This window comes from Stieleria varia (assembly GCF_038443385.1).
Classification (GTDB): domain Bacteria; phylum Planctomycetota; class Planctomycetia; order Pirellulales; family Pirellulaceae; genus Stieleria; species Stieleria varia.
In genome coordinates this window covers 6902613-6919612 of sequence record NZ_CP151726.1, presented here as the reverse complement: position 1 = coordinate 6919612, position 17000 = coordinate 6902613, and the positions used below count along the sequence as shown (strand labels likewise).

The following is a 17000-nucleotide window of genomic DNA, read 5'->3' as shown; positions in this document are numbered from 1 at the left end:
CGTGAATAATCCGGGCTAGCGCTGGGCTGTTCATAATTTGGGGTTGTGGCACTATGTCGCTCCGCAAGTTTCTGTCACCTCTCCCGGCGCAGCTGGTGGCGCCCTGTGAGCCTCAGACGCTAGCCGTGGGCCTGAGGCGGATTGTGGTGCCGGCCCACGGCTAGCGCCTGAGGCTCACTCTGATTGCGATGCATGGGGCAAAAACATGGACTGAAAAAACAATGCCAACACCAATGTTTTGAACAGCCCAGGGCTAGCCCACCGAAGCGAATTTCTCGCGAATCTCTGTGGGAATCGTCGCTTTGGCCAGCCCGCCGCCCGGCAACAGCTCACAGCAGACGGCCGTCATCGAGCCCTTCGCGACCATCGTTTCGTCGTTGCGAAAGGCAAAATCGTAGCGAACCGACGAGTTGCCGATTTTGCCGATCCTGACCTCGATCTGCAGTTCGTCCTCAAAGCGGGCCGCGGACACATAGTCGCATTGGGCAGAGACTCGAGGCCAAGTCAGCCTCGGGGTCGAGTCGTGGTCGGGCAAGATGGCGATTCCCAGAGACCTGAGCATCTCATGCTCGGCGACCTCCATCATCGGAAAAAATGCCGAAAAATGCACGATCCCGGCCGCATCCGTGTCCCGAAATTCGACTCGTCGTCGCGTCAAAAAGCTCATGGGCAGGGGGACTCGTGCTGTAGAGAAGGCAACCTTGTCACCGAATCCGACGAGGTCGGCAACAGTGGGGCAATGTAATGGGGACACACGAAAATGGAGCTGCCGTTCCATAAACAGGTCGGGGCGCATCAAAAAACCCGGATCTTACCCAGGCCGCAAATTAATGGCGGCCATCTCGGACCCGGGTCTTGAGACTACTGTCTTGGAAGAACACTATCCCGAAATCAGTCGCCAACGAACGGCAGCAGGGCCATGTACCGAGCACGTTTGACCGCGGAGGTCACGGCGTGCTGGCTGGCGGCAGTACAACCGCTTTTGCGGCGGCCGACGATTCTGCCCTGACGATTGATCATCTTCTTGAGCAGTTCGACGTCTTTGTAGTCGACGTACATCGGCCGCGGACGCTGGCCATCGACGAAAATCGGATCTTTCTTTTTCGCACGAGATCGGACGCGAGAACGTTTTCTCGCCCGGCTACGGGTGCTCATGGGACGTGGAGGCATTGCGGGTTCTTTCTCTTTAGGCGATCGGACAATCACGGGACACCACAGACAAAGACTCACAGCGTGAGATTGGTATCCCGAAGCGGTCGACAAGACTCGAATTTCACCCGCAAGGTGCACTCGCTCGTCGACTCGCCAATATTTCGAACCGGGGAGTATGCAGGGGCGCGGGCGGGCTGACAAGGGGAAATCCTGCCTTTGCGCAAACCATCGGCTGACCGATCGGTGAGGAGGTCCGGTGAGTTGGCCCGGCATTTGCCCTTTCCAACTGACGAATCCTTTGCCATATTCCTCACAAATTGTCGGACGCACTGGCGATCGACAATTTCACTAGCCACTGCCAACGGTGTCCTTCGCGTGTTCCCGCCACCGGGATTCGATGCCACCGATGCCAGCCAGGCCTGCGTCCCCCCCCTTCCAGCCCGGCTCGATCCGCTCCCTGTTCGCGGCGTCGTGACACCATGCGTCCAGTGCTGTCTGTGCACTCGTCGCTGACCGGTCTGGGAAACCATTTCCATGGTCAACCCCCACATAAAAAGCCACGTTCTTTCTCTCGGTTTCCTAACCAATTAATGTCGACGCGAGTGTCTGCCGCGTCCCCGAGAACTCAACAAGTATCGTGTGCCTCGCTTAGGTGAAAGTTATGAAGCTGGAGAAAGTCAGGAACATCGGTATCAGTGCCCACATCGACTCGGGCAAGACAACGCTCAGTGAACGAATTCTGTTCTACGCTGGGCGAATTCACAAAATCGAAGACGTCCGCGGTGACGGTGACGGCGCTACGATGGACCACATGGAACTGGAAAAGGAACGTGGGATCACGATCACCAGTGCCGCAACCAGCTTGCAATGGAAAGATCACCACATCAACCTCATCGACACTCCCGGCCACGTCGACTTCACCGTCGAAGTCGAACGGTCGCTGCGTGTGCTCGATGGTGCCGTCCTCGTCCTCTGCTCCGTCGGTGGTGTGCAAAGTCAGTCGATCACCGTCGACCGTCAGATGAAACGCTACCAAGTGCCCCGCATCGCGTTCATCAACAAGATGGACCGCACCGGCGCCAACCCCTTCCGAGTCACCCAACAGTTGCGTGAAAAACTCGGCGCCGAAGCGTTTCCGATGCAGTACCCGATCGGTGCCGAAGACCACTTCGAAGGCGTCGTGGACTTGGTCGAGATGAAGTCCTATCGATTCTCTGGCACCGAAGGCCAGGACATCATCGTCGGCGAAGTCCCTGAGAACATCGCCGACGAGTGCGCCGAGGCACGCGTGCAAATGCTTGACGCCCTCAGCATGTACAGCGACGAGATGATGGAGCTGTTGCTCAGCGAAGAGGAAGTACCGCTCCCTCTGATCTACAAAGTCACACGCGATGCAGTGCTCGCCGGTGCAACTCCAGTGTTCATGGGCTCGGCCTTCAAGAACAAGGGAGTCCAGCCTCTGTTGGATGCTGTCAATCGCTACCTGCCCAGCCCGCTGGATCGCGAGATCCACGGGAACGACCCCAGCGACGAAACCGTCAAGATTGCACTGAAGCCAGACCCGAAGGAAAAATTCGTCGGCATGGCGTTCAAAATCGTCGACGATCCCTTCGGCCAATTGACTTTCATGCGTATCTACCAAGGCACGATCGAAAAGGGCGGCACCTACGTCAATCAGCGTACCGGCAGGAGCGAGCGATTCAGCCGCATCGTGCGGATGCACAGCAACAAACGTGAAGAAGTCGATAAGGCCAGCGCCGGTGACATCGTTGCGGTGATGGGCATCGACTCCGCCAGCGGCGACACCTACTGCCTCGACCGCGATCAATGCACGCTGGAATCCATGTTCGTGCCGGATCCCGTCATCAAGATCGCGGTGAATCCCAAAGTCCGTGGTGATGGCGACAAAATGAGCAAGGCCCTGCAGCGATTCCGCAAGGAAGACCCGACGTTTCGTGTTTTCACCGACGACGAAACCAACGAGATCCTGATCAGCGGGATGGGCGAGTTGCACCTGGAAGTCTACATCGAACGGATTCGTCGAGAATACGGCGTCGAGATCGAAGTCGGTGCGCCAAAAGTCAGCTACCGCGAAAGCCCCACCAAGGAAGTCGCGTTCAACTACAAGCACAAGAAGCAAACCGGTGGTTCTGGTCAATACGCCCACATCGTCGGCAAGCTCAGCCCGCTGGAATCGATCAGCGAAGACAGCTTTGAGTTCGAAGACCACGTCGTCGGAGGGCGTATTCCCAAGCAATACATCCCCGCGGTCGAAAAAGGATTCCGAGACATCTTGGGCAAAGGCCCCTTGGCTGAGTACCCCGTGGTGGGAACCAAGATCGACTTGGAAGACGGCAGTTACCACGACGTCGACTCCTCGGAAAAGGCCTTCTACACCGCTGCCCAAGGTTGCTTCCGTGAGTACTTCAAGCAAGCCGCACCAAAGCTACTTGAGCCGATCATGAACATGGAAATCGAAGTCCCCGAGGCGTTCCAAGGAACCGTGGTCGGTGACGTGATTCGTCGCCGCGGTCTGATGAACAGCAACGACGTCATCGAAGGAACTTGCGTGATCAAGGCGGAAGTCCCACTGGCCGAAACCTTCGGCTACGCAACCGACCTGCGAAGCATGACGCAAGGCCAAGGAACCTTCACGATGGAACTGGCGACCTATCGCCAGACACCGTCGAACATCCAAGAAGAAATCGTCGAGATGAAACGCAAGGAACGCGAAGCCAAAAAGTAGGCTCGCCGCTGGTCCGCGCTCAACACGTGGATAGCTTGCATTCTCTTGATGACAAACCCGCTTACGCCGCCTTCACCCGAAGGCGGCGTTTTTTTGTGCCGTGACGGTAATCTGGGGTGACTTTGCGGTGTTTGGGGCTTGAATCAGCCACAAAATCAGAAAAAACCTACCTGCCGATTCCACCAATCGCCGAAACAACCAACAACACCGGCAAGGCACGGATGACCCGTAGGCTTTATCGCCACCCGTGGCCAGGTCCCCGCAATGATGCGGGTGGTTCTCGGAGATCCATGCTTCGAGCCGGAGCGTTTCAGAACTGTAGGGAGGCAATTCAATGCGTCGTAAGTATTTCGGATGGGCGATCGCCGCGATCACCGTGCTCGGGTCTGTGCAGGCCTACGCAGGTGACCGAGAGATTGCCGAACAGATCATGACCCGGCTCAAGAGCAACCGTGATTCGGGAGCCTTGAAAGATTTCACTTTGGACATGAAGGTCGACCAAGGCGTCGTCCTGTTCCGCGGTGCCGTTAGTCAAGCCGAGCAGAAAGAACTCGTCTTGGCGGCCGCCAAAGGTATCGAGGGCATCAGCAATGTCGTCGACGAAGTCACCGTCAACGCCAAGGCTCAGCCCAAAGCGGCGGCGGTCGTAAAACCGACGGCCAAGGTCGCTAGCAGTGATCCAGGTTTCTCGCTTCGAGAAGCATTGGCTCAAGAAGCGAACAAAAACAATCCCGTGGAAAACCTTCCGCAGGAAGTAGCACCGGGCGAAGTGCTTCGCACCGCTGCAATGGAAGTCGCACAGCCCACCAACAACGATCAAGCTCTGATCAATGGTGTGGTCAGCGAACTAGGCAAGGCTCAAAAAGCCGGCCAACTGCGTGGATTCGGCGTGGACGTCAAATGCAACAACGGAGTCATCGAGCTTCGTGGACGTGCCAGCTCCGAAGCACAACGCGAACGGATCGTTGAACTTGCCGGTCAAGTCCCCGGCGTCGTCACCGTCAACGATTCGATCAGCGTCCCAAGCTTGCCACGTCTGCCCGAGCCCACTCAGCAACACGCTGCGGTTCCTGCTCAAATGGCCAGCACCCGGATGACACCCGTCGCGGTAGATCCTGTCAGCCAGCCGATGCAAAGCTACGGTACCCCTGCTGCCATGGCAGCCGCTCCGATGGGCGTGCCAGCCATGCCCGCTCAGTACCAAATGCAAATGGCAGGTGCCCCGATGATGGGCGCTCCCATGGGGCAGCCAATGCCGATGAACTACGGCGGAGGCGTCGGTGCTCCTCGCTATGATGCACCCAACTTGCCCAACTACGCTTGGCCAGGTTACGCATCGAGCCCCAACTACGCTGCACTGAGCTATCCGCAACAGTACAGCCCCTCGGCTTGGCCATACATCGGACCGTTCTACCCCTATCCTCAAGTTCCCATGGGCTGGCGTAAGGTCTCCCTGGAATGGGATGACGGATGGTGGTTCCTGGACTTCACCGATAAGTAATCGGTCAGGCAATCAACAGTTCTGAAAACGAAGCCGCGGACGATGATCACATCGCCCGCGGCTTTTTTTGGTAAGGCGAGGACATCCAAGAGCGTGATCCTACACACTGGGCTGTCAAAAGGTTGGGGTTGTACGGGGATTGGCATGCGCAACTTTTCTCCCACTACGCCGAAGGCGTAGCTTCCAAATGAGAAACAAAACCGGTCAATTGAAGTTGCATGTCAAGACCAACGTTTTGACAGCCCTGCGTTAGCCACGGTTTTCGCGACTCAACCGTGGCTATCGCCAAAACGGCTAACCCCAAAATCAACACTGGACGATGCACTAGCGTGATAGAAATCGCAAGCCGACCAATCAAGCACTTTCGCAATCACTCTCGGCCAAAGATCTCGATTTCACTGAGTGTCACCGAATGGTTCGGTTCTCTTGGCCGCACGGTGAAACGTACAAAACGTGTGGCATCAGTTGCGAAGTCCAGCCACTGGTTTACGGGGGCGTCATCTTTTCGCTTGGTGAGTTGGCCGAAGTCCCCATCAGCACAGAACAGGACGTCGACCACGATGTCTTGTGGACGTTCACAGAGACAGCGAAAACGGTCCACCGTTACCTGAGATTGAAATTCAAACTCAATCGTGTGAGGCGACGTTACTTCCATAGACGTTGCCATGCTTCCGTCGCTTAGGCAATCGATCTCGGCGGTCGAATCAGGAACGCTGCGGTTTCTTGTCGATGACAGCTTGGTCAAGTTGTACGGCAATCCATCGGCCTCCCTCCGTAAATCAAAGTAGTGGTCGGCCCTGACAAAACAGATCGTGTCACCAAATTCCTGACGCAATTGATCTGCAAGTTCTTTGATCTTTCGAGGTGACAGTTCTTGCCAGACATTGACTTGATAGGCGAGGAAGAGTGGCTCCTTTTGGTTCCATCGCGCAAGCCGCCCTCGGATGTCACGGTCCAGATGCTCGGGTGTCGTGCAGTACGGGATCTTCAATCGTTCAAATCGAAGGCGATCGTCGATCTCGCTCGACTCGACGGACGGATCGTCACGGAAATTCTGCACGGTAACGCCTTCCAAGTCGTCACACTCGTTCGCGAAAATTTCTCGATGCTGCGGGGTCAAGTTGTCCCAGACCGTGATGATTTGCAAACCAGATCGACGCAAATACCGCTGCGTCATCCTTGCGTATCCTCTCATCATCGCGGGCTCTGTCGTGTACACACCGGCCGGTGCGCCGGGTTCGTTCAGCGTGTTGACGGGCATCATGTAGCCCATGCCGGATGGTCCCGTGACGAAGCAATCCATCGGTGTCGCTGTCCGATAGTAGTAGTTCATCAAACCGGGGCCGATATCCACGAGCGCTGGCGAAATCGTCCAGTTCAATGGAATCGTTCCACGAACGCGTCGGTTGCGATCCCAGCCTTTTCGCATGGCACGTTGGTTGTACTGCACGTTGTCGCCATCACTGATAAAGATTGTCAGGTACGCTTTGTTGTCAAGCGAGTCGCGTGGTGGAATGGGCGGTATCTCGATGGCATCGTCTCCGCTTCCGTAAACACTGCCGCTGACATAGAAATCGGCGGGCACGGTGCCAATGCCAAACTCCGACGCAGTCGTGATGCCAGATCGCTCCGTCGTATACCACCCCAAGACAATGGCATCGCCAGCCGCCATCTCCGCAAAGAACTTTCGCATCAAGTCCCTTTCGTCCGGATCGCGATTGTCCAGCCAAACCACCGCAGCGCCCACGGCCGCGGCGATGTCTCGAGTGTGACTGTGATCTCCATTTCGACCAGGGTCCGCGCTGACCAGCAAGCGTTTCGTGCACCGTGGCCAAACCTCTTGGTGCATGTACTTGTAGACTTCCGGACCAGTTGTCATCGGCAGGGTAGTCAAGTCGTGGATGATCTCTAGCTTCAATCCAGCGTTTTGCAGCTCGCCAGCCAACCGTACCGACACGGGCAACAAGTGTTCGATTCCCGCAATGGTTCCCGCCAAGTTGCGATAGTGGGAACTCTTTTTGGGATCATAGAGAACGTAGCCTTTGAATTCGCCGATGTACTTGCGTAGCAATTCAAACCGCTCGTCGCGATCGTAGATCTTGCGTTCCCCCAAAGCGACTGTCGGTGTCTCGGCCCAGGTGTCGCGGCCTTCGTCGGCGCGTGCATCAAGCAAGAGGATCCGCGGCCGCTGTGCGTTGACTTGACCTTGCAGCGACGAGAATGTGATCTGCTCGTCGCTGGACAACGACTGCAATTCAATCGCGTCAAGCGTCTCGGCGGGCTGCGAGAATTTCGGAATCGCTTGCCCTTCAGGCCAACGAATTCCTTTCACATCCTCTGCCAAAACGGTCGGGACGCAAGCCGATAGCAAGATCAGGGCGAGATAAAAAGCCAGAGTAGTAAATGAACGACACAACACTTGATCCAAGACCTCTGAAAGTCCGCGTTTGGCACCGGCGTCAATCGGTCGTCACTTCTCAACTCGCCCGATTCGCCGTGGATTGTATCAGGTTCAAGCAAGAAGTTTAACGAAGGTCGAGCTTCACCTTATCGCCAGACTCCAACCGGCCTTGTGCCGGGCTGTTCAAAAGATTGGGGTTGTACGGGGATTGCCATGCGCAAGTTTTCTCCCTACGCCGAAGGCGTATCTTCCAAATGGAGGAACAACACCGGCGAATTGAAGTTGCATGTCAAGACCAACGTTTTGAACAGCCCAGTTCATCCGGTAGGTCATGCTCTGCATGACGCCATAGGTTCATCGCAATGCGGCCGCATCGGAAATCCGTAGGAGTTTTCCTTGGGTCCTGGCGGCTGAGCGTGAAGATGGACGTACCGTAATCTGTCATGCGGAGCATGACCTACGATCTGGGCCGCTCGCTTTGCTCGCGGGGGTGAGCGTCTCGGAGAGACGCTCCTACGTGTTGTTGGCTGTTAGCCTTGAAAAAACGGGTTGCTGCGAATCGCGGCGGGGTTGTCTGGACTCGAATCCGCTGCGGGAACTTTTTGTGGCAACTCCGGCGGCGCCGGTTCGCTTGGTGGTTCCACGATCTCCACGTCCATGGAATCTTCGCCGATTGATTCATCAACGTCCGCGTCCAATGCCGCTTCTTCGGAGTCCGATTCCGGCTCCTGCGTGACAAAGAATTCGTCGGACAGTGGATCGAGGTCGTCGGCGGGCTCAGGCGTCTCAGGCGTCTCAGGCGCAGGTAAGGCTTCTTCGCCTGGACGGGTCAGTTCTGTCAGATCGTATCGATCGACGGTGTATTCGCTGATCGTATCTCCGTCTTCGTCGAAGTAAGTGTGGATCATCGTCAAATCGTATTGAATCACCGCTTTGGCCATCGGCCCTCCCTGGACTCGCTTCAGGATCCCCGCCTTCATGACTTCGGGGTCCATCACTCGAAAGATGGGAGTTCCTGTTCTGTTGACGAGGTACAAGAATTCCACCTTGTTGTCATCCACCATGTTGACTTCCTCCAACGTTACAAACGCATCCAATCGAATCGGACACGTCAGGTTCGCTTGCAGAAAGACGTCACGAACGTCCAAACGCTGGACAACCGGTTCCGGCGGATTGATCAGTGAATCACAACCGATGCTGCAACAGCAGATCAGGATGGCGACGAAAGCAAGCGAAGATCGAGTGGCAAGCGTGTGATTCACGTGAGGGTCTCACTGGGGAGGCTGATTCGGAAAAGCGAGAGGGGCGTCATGGAAATGTAGGCCGCCGCAATCAGAGAATCCCTTTGCGTTACTGTCTGTCCCCCTTCATCGAGGTTTTGGCAATCGGTAGAACCGCCACGATTGATTTCATTCGACTTCGTCAAACGCGCTGACTCGGATCGTCCACCGCATAGGCTTCGATTTCAAACGGGTTCTCGCGGTATCCGTCTCTGCCACGGGCGTACAGGATCAGCGAGATCAGCACGTAAGCGGGAACAAAGAATGGCCCCCAACGCTCGTACTGTCGGACGTGCACTCGTTCGTGCCGGCGAGTGATTTGTAGCGTATCGAGTGTCTGGCCGAACACCGCGTGACCGAGTGTCATCGCGGATGCGGGAACAGGCAGTCTCCGCAGAACCGCGGCCACTCTACGGCCATGGATCTCAACAACGCCATCGACCAGTTGAAACCGCCCCATCAACAACAGGCCAATGGTGATGGCCAACAACGTGTTGGGGAGCGACCAAAGGTAAACCAGCAGACGCACGGAGAGTCTTTTCGTTCGGGTGCGAGGGATGACCAGCAGATCATGATAGCGATCCTGCTAAGTCGATGTCTTGCACGGGTGCCCCCAAATACAACAAGGCCCGATGACCGGTCTTGCAGACGCGAGTCACCAAGCCCAGCTGTTGCGCGGGTGGAGATCTGAGCGAATCAAATTTCGATTTCGTCGTTTTCCCAGCTCTCGTCTTCGTCCGAAGCGGCTTCGGCTTCGCAATCCAATTCATCGGCCGAGTCATCCAGCCCCAGGATGTCACGTTGTTCGTCATCCAGTTGGACGTATCCGAGGGCACGAACGACTTCCAAGACTTCGCTGCAGGTTGGGAACATGCGACCGGACTGCCGTTTGTAATCGTCCATCGCCCGCATGAATTCGACTTCTTGGTCCGAGTAGTCACGCTCGCAGGTCGTGGGGTCGATGTGGCGGCGACGCTGTTTCTTGCGTCGTGGCGATTTCATCACACCCACGTCGGTCGCGTCAGGATTTCCGCCGCGTCGTTCTTCTTGACGACGATCCAGCGTGATCACGTCGCTTGGCAATGAACCTGTTTTTTCAGTCGCTGCCTCCTGCGTCGTTGACGAGCAATCGTCCAATCCGGTTTGCTCCGTGGTCACGTCAGATGTCAACATTTCGGCAGATTTCGAGCTTGGCATGCGATGAACTCCAGGTCATGTCTATTGAATCATCCGGCCCCGTGCTTGCGTCTGTTCCCGTTCTCCAGGCTGGCAAACTTTGCCGACTGCGAAAACTTTGGGGATGATTCTGACTTGAATGGTGTTGAACGCTGGGCCACTAAAAGCTAGCACGCCGGTTAGCTAGAGGCTCGTGATCAGGGCTAGTATTCCTACTAGGAAAGCTGTGCGGGCTGGCGAAGGAGACCGACTGTACCGGTTGTGCCGACGCAGCGATGGCTGACGTGCCGCAATGGATGTCCAACAGGCGGTCTTTTGCGCGGTCTCGAGAGCGGACTTTCATACGGTTGCTGCAGCAGGCGTTTGCACGGCGATGTTGCGCAGACGCGTGACTCGGTCCGCGACGCTGGGGTGCAGCCACGATGCGGCTTGAGATTCTGGCTGGCCGGCTGTGACTCGCAATAAAGCGGTGCTCAGTGTTTCAGCCGCCAAGTCCAATGTGTTTGGAACGTGCTCCACCGATTCGGACGCCACCACGGACAGACGGCACGCGTGGGCATCCGCGTCGAACTCGGCTCGGTAAGAGGACCAACGCAGGGCCAGCAATGTCGCGGCGATGGTTGCGACGGAACCCAGCAGTCCAGACCAAGTTTGCAGCCAAGGCCATGTGCTTTCGGCGGTGACATGAGTGATGGCCAATCCGATCGCCCAGGCGGGCATCAGGACGGCGATTCGCAGCGGCATGTGGTACCGACGCAGGTGAGCGGCTTCGTGCAGGATCACCATCGCAATCTGATCTCGCGGTAGTTCTCGCAACAATCGATCCGTGATCAACAAGGTTCGAAATTGTCCGATGAACCCGGCGACCATCGCATTGTGCGACTGCCCGCCCGTATTCCAGACGAGCGATCTCGCGTGACGCACGCCAGCACTCTGCAGCAATGCTCCAGCCCAACGCCCGGTGTCCTCGTCCAACGGCATGGTCGGAAAGAGTCTGCGGATGATGATCGGCAATCCGAACATCACGATCGCGATGATCAGGACAAAGAACGCCAGTTCGGCCAGCGGTCCAGCTGTATCACTTTTGCCCCACGGCGTGTGTTCCCAGAGATCGACAACTGCCAAGACACCCAAGATCGGAAAGGTCAACCAACTGAGCGTACTGCGAAAGGTTTGCCAGAGGTCTCGCAATCGGTTTCGCCATCCGCCGGTAACGTACCCCAGTCGCACGCCGTAGGAGAAATCCGCCGACCAGATCCCCAAGACCAGCAAATAACCTGGGGTCAGCAACACGACCGACTGCAAAGCACGCGACTCGCCAAGGACGGCGGTTTCCGCCAAGTTTCTGGCCAGTCCAAAGCCGGCCAAGCACAAAACGACGAGCGCAAGCGAGAGCCAGCGAAACATCCCCAGTTGGACCTCGATGATTCTTGCGCCGTCCATCGCGTCCACCGAGTTCTTGCTGACTTGCTGGGAAACCATCCGCGAAGCGAGATGGCAAAGCGTCCACCAAGCGAGCACCATCAGAGCCGTGAACCCTGCAGACCAAAGCAGCTCATGCTCCGACGGAGGCAGCGACCCGCATGAGAGTGAAAGCATCACCAGCAAGAAATAAAAGAGCTGCATGTGGAGTTCACGAGGTGAGGAATTCCGACCGCATTGGAGCGAGGTCCGTAGAAAGGACCGGTTCGCTTTGCGATCTGGCTATGTTGTGGCATTGTCCGCAAGGCCATGGTTTTGTCTCGAATCCTTTCAATACCGACTGCAGTTTCAATAGCTTGGTGTGGAGAAAGTCTTTCGTCCGCTACCGGTACGCTGAGGTTGTGTCTGTCTTTCTTTCCAAATCTTCAGCAAAGCGGGCAGTGTGATTACAAAAATCAACTTCTAAACACAGTATGCCGTTTTTTTCTAATGGTCATGAAATAACTGATTTTCTGCTAGCAGTTGTGTCGCTGGTGACATCTGTACCAATAGCCTTAAAACGCCCCCCTCTGCTGGATGATTTGCGGTTAGGTCGGTACAGTGCAGCAAGTTCGATGAGTTCAATCCTTCGATTGCGAATCGCGATTGATTCGGCGATCAACTGCATTTCAAGGGGTATTCGAGATGAGTTTTCGACCGTTGTTTGCCATATTTTGCGTCTTTCTGACGTCCGTTGTTTCGGCACAGACACGAAAGTGGACATCGACGTCAGGCACTTCGGTCGTCGCAACGCTCGTATCTCAGACCGCAGATTCGGTCAGCTTGCAGATTTCTGGTCGTCCTCCAATTGTTGTGCCTATCGACAAACTGATTGAAGCTGATCGCAAACACGCACAATCGCTGTGGTTTGATCAACAGGACCAGCAGCAGTATCAGCAAGTAGTCGAGCATCTACGATCCATTGGGGAACGGCCAAAGACGGTTGAGCGATTGATGATCGAGATGCACAACGCGATTCCCGAGAGCCCCTATGCTGGGCTATGGGCAGCAGTTGCGTTGAGTCACGGTAGCAACGAACACGTTCGAGCGAGTGTCATCTTAAAATCGGTTGTGCAACGTATCGAAAAGCAAAGGGAGATTGATCCAGAACGCCATCGAATGACACTTGCATCAGCCAACAATAACCTTGCCGTTTGCCTCATCAAGTCGAAGCGGGGTGATTCTGCGGCGGCGAAATTGGTGGAAGCAATCGAGTCATGTCCTCAAGTCCCAGCGGTGGTGCGATCCAACGCGCATTTGCTCAACGAAGCAACGTCCGGACTTTCACCTGTCGTATTTTCGCCGAACGGTCGGACCAAGCTATTGAGGGCCTTGGCGACTGCAAATTCACCAGGGAGCGGTACCGAAATGCAGGGTCTCCATTATTCCCTTGACTTTGACCTACCAGAATCGTTTAACGGCGCTCAAAAGATTTCGGGAATTGATTCCCCACGCTCGGACTTGATGCTCCTTGCACAAGGCACTGGGTTTGTTGTTGCTCCAGGTTTGGTCCTCACCAGCAGGCAAGTTGTTGAAACGACCAACTATAACGGACCCAAATTGTTAACGATTGTTACCAATCCATCTGCCAGTACTTGGAGAAGCGAGTTGGTCGAGTCGGTTAAGATTCATGGGGTAAAACGATATGCAACATCAGCTACGATCGCGTCGTACAATTCCGGAAGCACGGCGTATTTCACAAACTATGTGTACATTCCACTCGCCAGCGGCCACTCTGATGCGGAACTTGCAGCACTGGTTGTTCCAAATTTGAATGTTTCACCGCTTGAGATTGCGAAGTCAAGTCCGGTAAGCGGATCTGATTTGCAGATTGTTGGTTATGGTCGAGGGAAAGACGCGATCACCTCTGGTTTGCAGGTGGAACGTGGTGTCGTTGTTGGAAACTCCACGACGAGCGTAAGTTCGTTGTCCCCGCTCACATCCTCGTTCGGTAATTCACGAGTGATGCAGACTACGGCACGTGTGATGGGAGGAAACCGAGGCGCTCCGATAACGGATAAGGACAATAATGTTGTCGGTATCGCATTTGACACACCAGCGGGAGGAACGAACGCTGCAGGATGGTTTTTCGGTGCGTCTGAGCTCCGACGCTGGTTTTACAAGAATGTCCAAACTGCTTCGATACTAGATCCTGATCCTCAGAAGTCGCCCGCTGAACGCGATGCTGCCTTGAGATCAGCAACGATACCTGTCTTTTGCTGGGGTTTGCGAGGTCCATCGTCGCAACAGGTCTTTAGTAGACTGACTGATTCGAGTCGATTGAATGGAAGTGTCTACATCCGCGACGGGTGGTGTGTCGCCTGTGATGGCACTGGGTTCTTTGATTGTCCAAACAAACTATGTAACAAAGGTGCTGTAGCCGGGCGAGCCAGTCGTCAGTTAGGAACCACCGTAGACGGGACCCCGATTCGAGGTTCGACGGTGACGCGAGAAGTTTGTCCAACATGTCGGGGACGCGGCATAGAACCTTGCCCACATTGTAAAGGTGGGCGGCTCTAGGACAGTTCTATTTGGTAACGTCGGATCAAACTGGAGATTGAATTGAAGATTTGGGTGGATGCGGACGCTGCTCCGACGGAGGTCAAGGAGATCGTTTTTCGGGCGTCCAAGCGACTGGAGGTCAAGGGGCTGGGGGTCATCACGATTTTGGTGGCCAATCGGTCTCTGGCTACGCCTCCCGGGTTGGTGAACGTTCAATCGGTGCGTGTCAGCGAAGGGGCCGATGAAGCCGATCGGTACATTGCCAAACATGCACTGGCGGGCGAGTTGGCCATCACGGCCGATATTCCTTTGGCGGGAATGCTGGTCGAGAAAGGCGTTCACGTCATCGACCCGCGTGGTGACGAATATTCCCCAGCCAATATCGCATCGCGGTTGTCCATGCGGGATTTCATGGACTCACTGCGGGGAACGGGCGTGGTGACCGGAGGCAGCAAGCCCTATGGCGATGGCGATAAGAAAGCGTTCGCCGCGACGTTTGATCGCTTGCTAAGTAAGATGGTCCGCGAGCACAAGCGTTCTTAGGCGAGCTGATTCCATTGATCAACGTGAGCCAAGGACGCTAGCGCGGACTGCTCAAAGTTTGGCGTTGACATTGTTTTTTCAGTCCATGTTTTCGTTCCATGCATCGCAATCAAAGTGAGCCTCAGGCGCTAGCCGTGGGCCGGCACCACAATCCGCCTCAGGCTCACGGCTAGCCCGGATATTGCATCCGAAAATTTGTTTCCCCCTATAGCGCAAGAGCCTTAGTCCTGGTATGCATTGGAGTTACAACACTTCACACATCCCAAGCCCAAGGCTCTCGGCAATGACAAAGCGTAATCGAAAACGAGCTGCACTGAAACGCCTCCGTCGCCAAGCTGTCGAGTTTGATTTTGATGGCGGAACGCTCACGTCCGACGCCGGATTGCTACTGCTTCGCGAAGTCGATCAACGACTCGGCCTGATCCGCCGAGTCGACGCTTGTATTGCCGATCCACGCGATCCTATCTACACCGCACATCCGCAGGCCGAGATCCTGACCAGTCGTATCTTTGGAATTGCGGCAGGCTACGAGGACGGCAACGATCACGCCCACTTGCGGCATGATGCAGCCTTTCAAGTCGCTGCCGGACGCACGCCTGCACAGAATGACTATGACAGCGACGAACACGTTCCTTTGGCCAGTCCGTCAACGCATTCACGTTTCGAAAATCGTGTCGATCGCAAAGCGATGCTGGCTATCCACGAAGAAATCGTAAACACCTTTCTGGACAGCTACGAGAAACCGCCCGAAGAAATCACCTTGGACTATGATGCCACAGATGATCCGACGCACGGCAATCAAGACAAAAACTACTTCAATGGATTCTACGACGGCCACTGTTTTCTGCCGCTGTACGTGTTCTGTGGCTATCAGTTGCTCGTCGCCTACCTACGTCCCAGCAGTTTTGGCGCAGCCCATCACGCTCGCGCGGTGACCAAACTGCTGGTTCAAAAGATTCGTTCGCGATGGCCGGAGACGAAAATCATTTTACGTGGCGATGGCGGATATTCTGATGAAAGACTCATGCGTTGGTGCGATAAAAACGACGTCTACTATGTCTTCGGATTGCCCAAGAACAACGTCTTGATCCGCAATATTGCCTGCGAAATGACCCGTGCTCGACTTGAGCATTTGAAATTTAAATCCACGCGAACGCTTTTCAAGTGGTTCCGTTATCGCACTCAGGAAACATGGGACCGTCATCGCTGGGTTCTCGGCAAGGCGGAGCACGGCGACAAGGGAGCCAACCCGCGTTTCGTCGTGACAAACCTGCCCAGTGCCCAAGGGATCGTCGAGCCGACTTATCATCGCCCTCGCGTGGACGGCAAACAGGTTCGACAAATCCTCGATCCTGGAACGATCTGCAGTGTTGCTTGGAACCCGAAGGATTTCTATCGAGAACGTTATTGTCAGCGTTGTGAAATGGAGAATCGGATCAAGGAACAACAGATGTGTTTGTTTGCCGATCGAACCAGCTGCACAGACTTCATGGCCAATCAGTTTCGTTTGATTCTGTCGTCGTTGGCGTATGTGTTGGTCGACGGAATCCGCCGGTTGGCACTTCAGGGCACTACACATGCTCGGATGCGTGTGGATACGATCCGCTTGCGTCTGTTCAAGATTGCCGCGCGAGTACGCGTGACTTGTCGGCGAGTGATTTTTCACCTTCCGACTCACTGCCCTAGCGCGAGTCTCTTTAACGAAGTCATGGCGCGTCTTTGCCGAAGCGACTAAGGGCGGCAACCCTCGAGGAAAACGCAACCACGAAGCGAATCATTCGCTTGGGGGAGGGGGGCCTTCTGCGCGGCGCTGCGAAAGCCCCCATCAAAATCAAATCATTTCCCAAAAGCGGACGTATCGAACTCGCAACCCCGCGTCAATAACCGATGGATGCAATATCCGGGCTAGCGCCTGAGGCTCACTGGGGCCACCAGCTGCGCCGGCAGCCTCAGGCCCACGGCTAGCGCCTGAGGCTCACTGGGGCCACCAGCTGCGCCGGCAGTAAGATCCACTACGGCAAACCCTGACTTCTAGCTGTCCCAGACCACTAGCCTGGATTATTCACGCGACTCAATACGGTCATCGCAACACGTTTGCGTGAAACGGCTTGCGTGGATCGGCACGAAAACAGTCTGCGCACATCGGCCGCCACGCGATAGCGTCCGGTTCTTGCACCTATACTCGGGAACCGGACGCTATCGCGCTGCGGCTGATGAATAATCCGGGCTAGCCCAATG

The 17000-nt window shown here is 55.6% G+C and carries 13 protein-coding genes; 5 read left to right on the top strand and 8 right to left on the bottom strand.

The window, feature by feature from the left end:
- Positions 1 to 253: 253 nt before the first annotated feature.
- Positions 254 to 667 carry an acyl-CoA thioesterase gene (locus Pla52nx_RS23195; protein WP_146523281.1) on the bottom strand — a complete coding sequence of 138 codons (414 nt, stop codon included), beginning with the start codon at positions 665 to 667 and terminating at the stop codon, positions 254 to 256.
- A gap of 224 nt (positions 668 to 891) precedes the next feature.
- Positions 892 to 1170: a 30S ribosomal protein S18 gene (gene rpsR / locus Pla52nx_RS23190; protein WP_231742751.1), complete on the bottom strand. Its 279-nt coding sequence runs from the start codon at positions 1168 to 1170 to the stop codon at positions 892 to 894.
- Positions 1171 to 1813: 643 nt separating this feature from the next.
- Here rpsR and fusA point away from each other — a divergent pair.
- Both fusA and Pla52nx_RS23180 read left to right on the top strand, forming a co-directional pair.
- Positions 1814 to 3898, top strand: coding sequence for an elongation factor G (gene fusA, locus Pla52nx_RS23185; protein WP_146523280.1), 2085 nt, complete (start codon positions 1814 to 1816; stop codon positions 3896 to 3898).
- Between the two features lie 334 nt (positions 3899 to 4232).
- A complete protein-coding gene (locus tag Pla52nx_RS23180) occupies positions 4233 to 5399 on the top strand; it encodes a BON domain-containing protein (RefSeq protein WP_146523279.1) in 1167 nt (388 codons plus the stop codon).
- A 370-nt stretch (positions 5400 to 5769) separates the two neighbouring features.
- Here the strand turns inward: Pla52nx_RS23180 and Pla52nx_RS23175 are convergent, their stop codons facing one another.
- From Pla52nx_RS23175 to Pla52nx_RS23150, 6 genes are all read right to left on the bottom strand, one after another.
- A complete protein-coding gene (locus tag Pla52nx_RS23175; protein WP_146523278.1) occupies positions 5770 to 7818 on the bottom strand; it encodes a GxGYxYP domain-containing protein in 2049 nt (682 codons plus the stop codon).
- Between the two features lie 512 nt (positions 7819 to 8330).
- On the bottom strand, positions 8331 to 9062 hold the full coding sequence (locus Pla52nx_RS23170; RefSeq protein ID WP_146523277.1) for a hypothetical protein: 732 nt from the start codon (positions 9060 to 9062) through the stop codon (positions 8331 to 8333).
- Positions 9063 to 9222: 160 nt separating this feature from the next.
- Entirely contained in the window at positions 9223 to 9609 is a 387-nt protein-coding gene (locus tag Pla52nx_RS23165) for a hypothetical protein (protein WP_146523276.1), read from the bottom strand.
- 167 nt (positions 9610 to 9776) lie between these two features.
- On the bottom strand, positions 9777 to 10277 hold the full coding sequence (locus Pla52nx_RS23160; protein WP_390620419.1) for a hypothetical protein: 501 nt from the start codon (positions 10275 to 10277) through the stop codon (positions 9777 to 9779).
- Between the two features lie 318 nt (positions 10278 to 10595).
- Positions 10596 to 11882 (bottom strand): M48 family metalloprotease, encoded by a 1287-nt coding sequence (locus Pla52nx_RS23155; RefSeq protein WP_146523275.1) that lies wholly within the window; start codon positions 11880 to 11882, stop codon positions 10596 to 10598.
- Between the two features lie 564 nt (positions 11883 to 12446).
- The gene (locus Pla52nx_RS23150; protein WP_197455077.1) at positions 12447 to 12629 is read right to left on the bottom strand and encodes a hypothetical protein; all 183 of its coding nucleotides are present in this window, start codon (positions 12627 to 12629) and stop codon (positions 12447 to 12449) included.
- A gap of 42 nt (positions 12630 to 12671) precedes the next feature.
- Here Pla52nx_RS23150 and Pla52nx_RS33010 point away from each other — a divergent pair, with 42 nt between their 5' ends.
- From Pla52nx_RS33010 to Pla52nx_RS23140, 3 genes are all read left to right on the top strand, one after another.
- Positions 12672 to 14237 (top strand): trypsin-like peptidase domain-containing protein, encoded by a 1566-nt coding sequence (locus Pla52nx_RS33010; protein WP_390620420.1) that lies wholly within the window; start codon positions 12672 to 12674, stop codon positions 14235 to 14237.
- Between the two features lie 42 nt (positions 14238 to 14279).
- Positions 14280 to 14762, top strand: a complete 483-nt coding sequence (locus Pla52nx_RS23145) for a YaiI/YqxD family protein (RefSeq protein ID WP_146523273.1) — start codon at positions 14280 to 14282, stop codon at positions 14760 to 14762.
- Positions 14763 to 15045: 283 nt separating this feature from the next.
- Positions 15046 to 16497 carry an IS1380 family transposase gene (locus tag Pla52nx_RS23140; protein ID WP_342190172.1) on the top strand — a complete coding sequence of 484 codons (1452 nt, stop codon included), beginning with the start codon at positions 15046 to 15048 and terminating at the stop codon, positions 16495 to 16497.
- Positions 16498 to 17000: the final 503 nt, after the last annotated feature.

Bases quoted from the DNA above. Each gene is read 5' to 3' on its own strand.
- Pla52nx_RS23195 (WP_146523281.1), bottom strand. From the start codon at position 667: ATGAGCTTTTTGACGCGACGACGAGTCGAATTTCGGGACACGGATGCG.
- Pla52nx_RS23155 (WP_146523275.1), bottom strand. From the start codon at position 11,882: ATGCAGCTCTTTTATTTCTTGCTGGTGATGCTTTCACTCTCATGCGGG.
- Pla52nx_RS23160 (WP_390620419.1), bottom strand. From the start codon at position 10,277: ATGCCAAGCTCGAAATCTGCCGAAATGTTGACATCTGACGTGACCACG.
- Pla52nx_RS23150 (WP_197455077.1), bottom strand. From the start codon at position 12,629: ATGCTCGACTACTTGCTGATACTGCTGCTGGTCCTGTTGATCAAACCA.
- Pla52nx_RS23180 (WP_146523279.1), top strand. From the start codon at position 4,233: ATGCGTCGTAAGTATTTCGGATGGGCGATCGCCGCGATCACCGTGCTC.
- rpsR (WP_231742751.1), bottom strand. From the start codon at position 1,170: ATGCCTCCACGTCCCATGAGCACCCGTAGCCGGGCGAGAAAACGTTCT.
- Pla52nx_RS23140 (WP_342190172.1), top strand. From the start codon at position 15,046: ATGACAAAGCGTAATCGAAAACGAGCTGCACTGAAACGCCTCCGTCGC.
- Pla52nx_RS33010 (WP_390620420.1), top strand. From the start codon at position 12,672: ATGATCGAGATGCACAACGCGATTCCCGAGAGCCCCTATGCTGGGCTA.
- fusA (WP_146523280.1), top strand. From the start codon at position 1,814: ATGAAGCTGGAGAAAGTCAGGAACATCGGTATCAGTGCCCACATCGAC.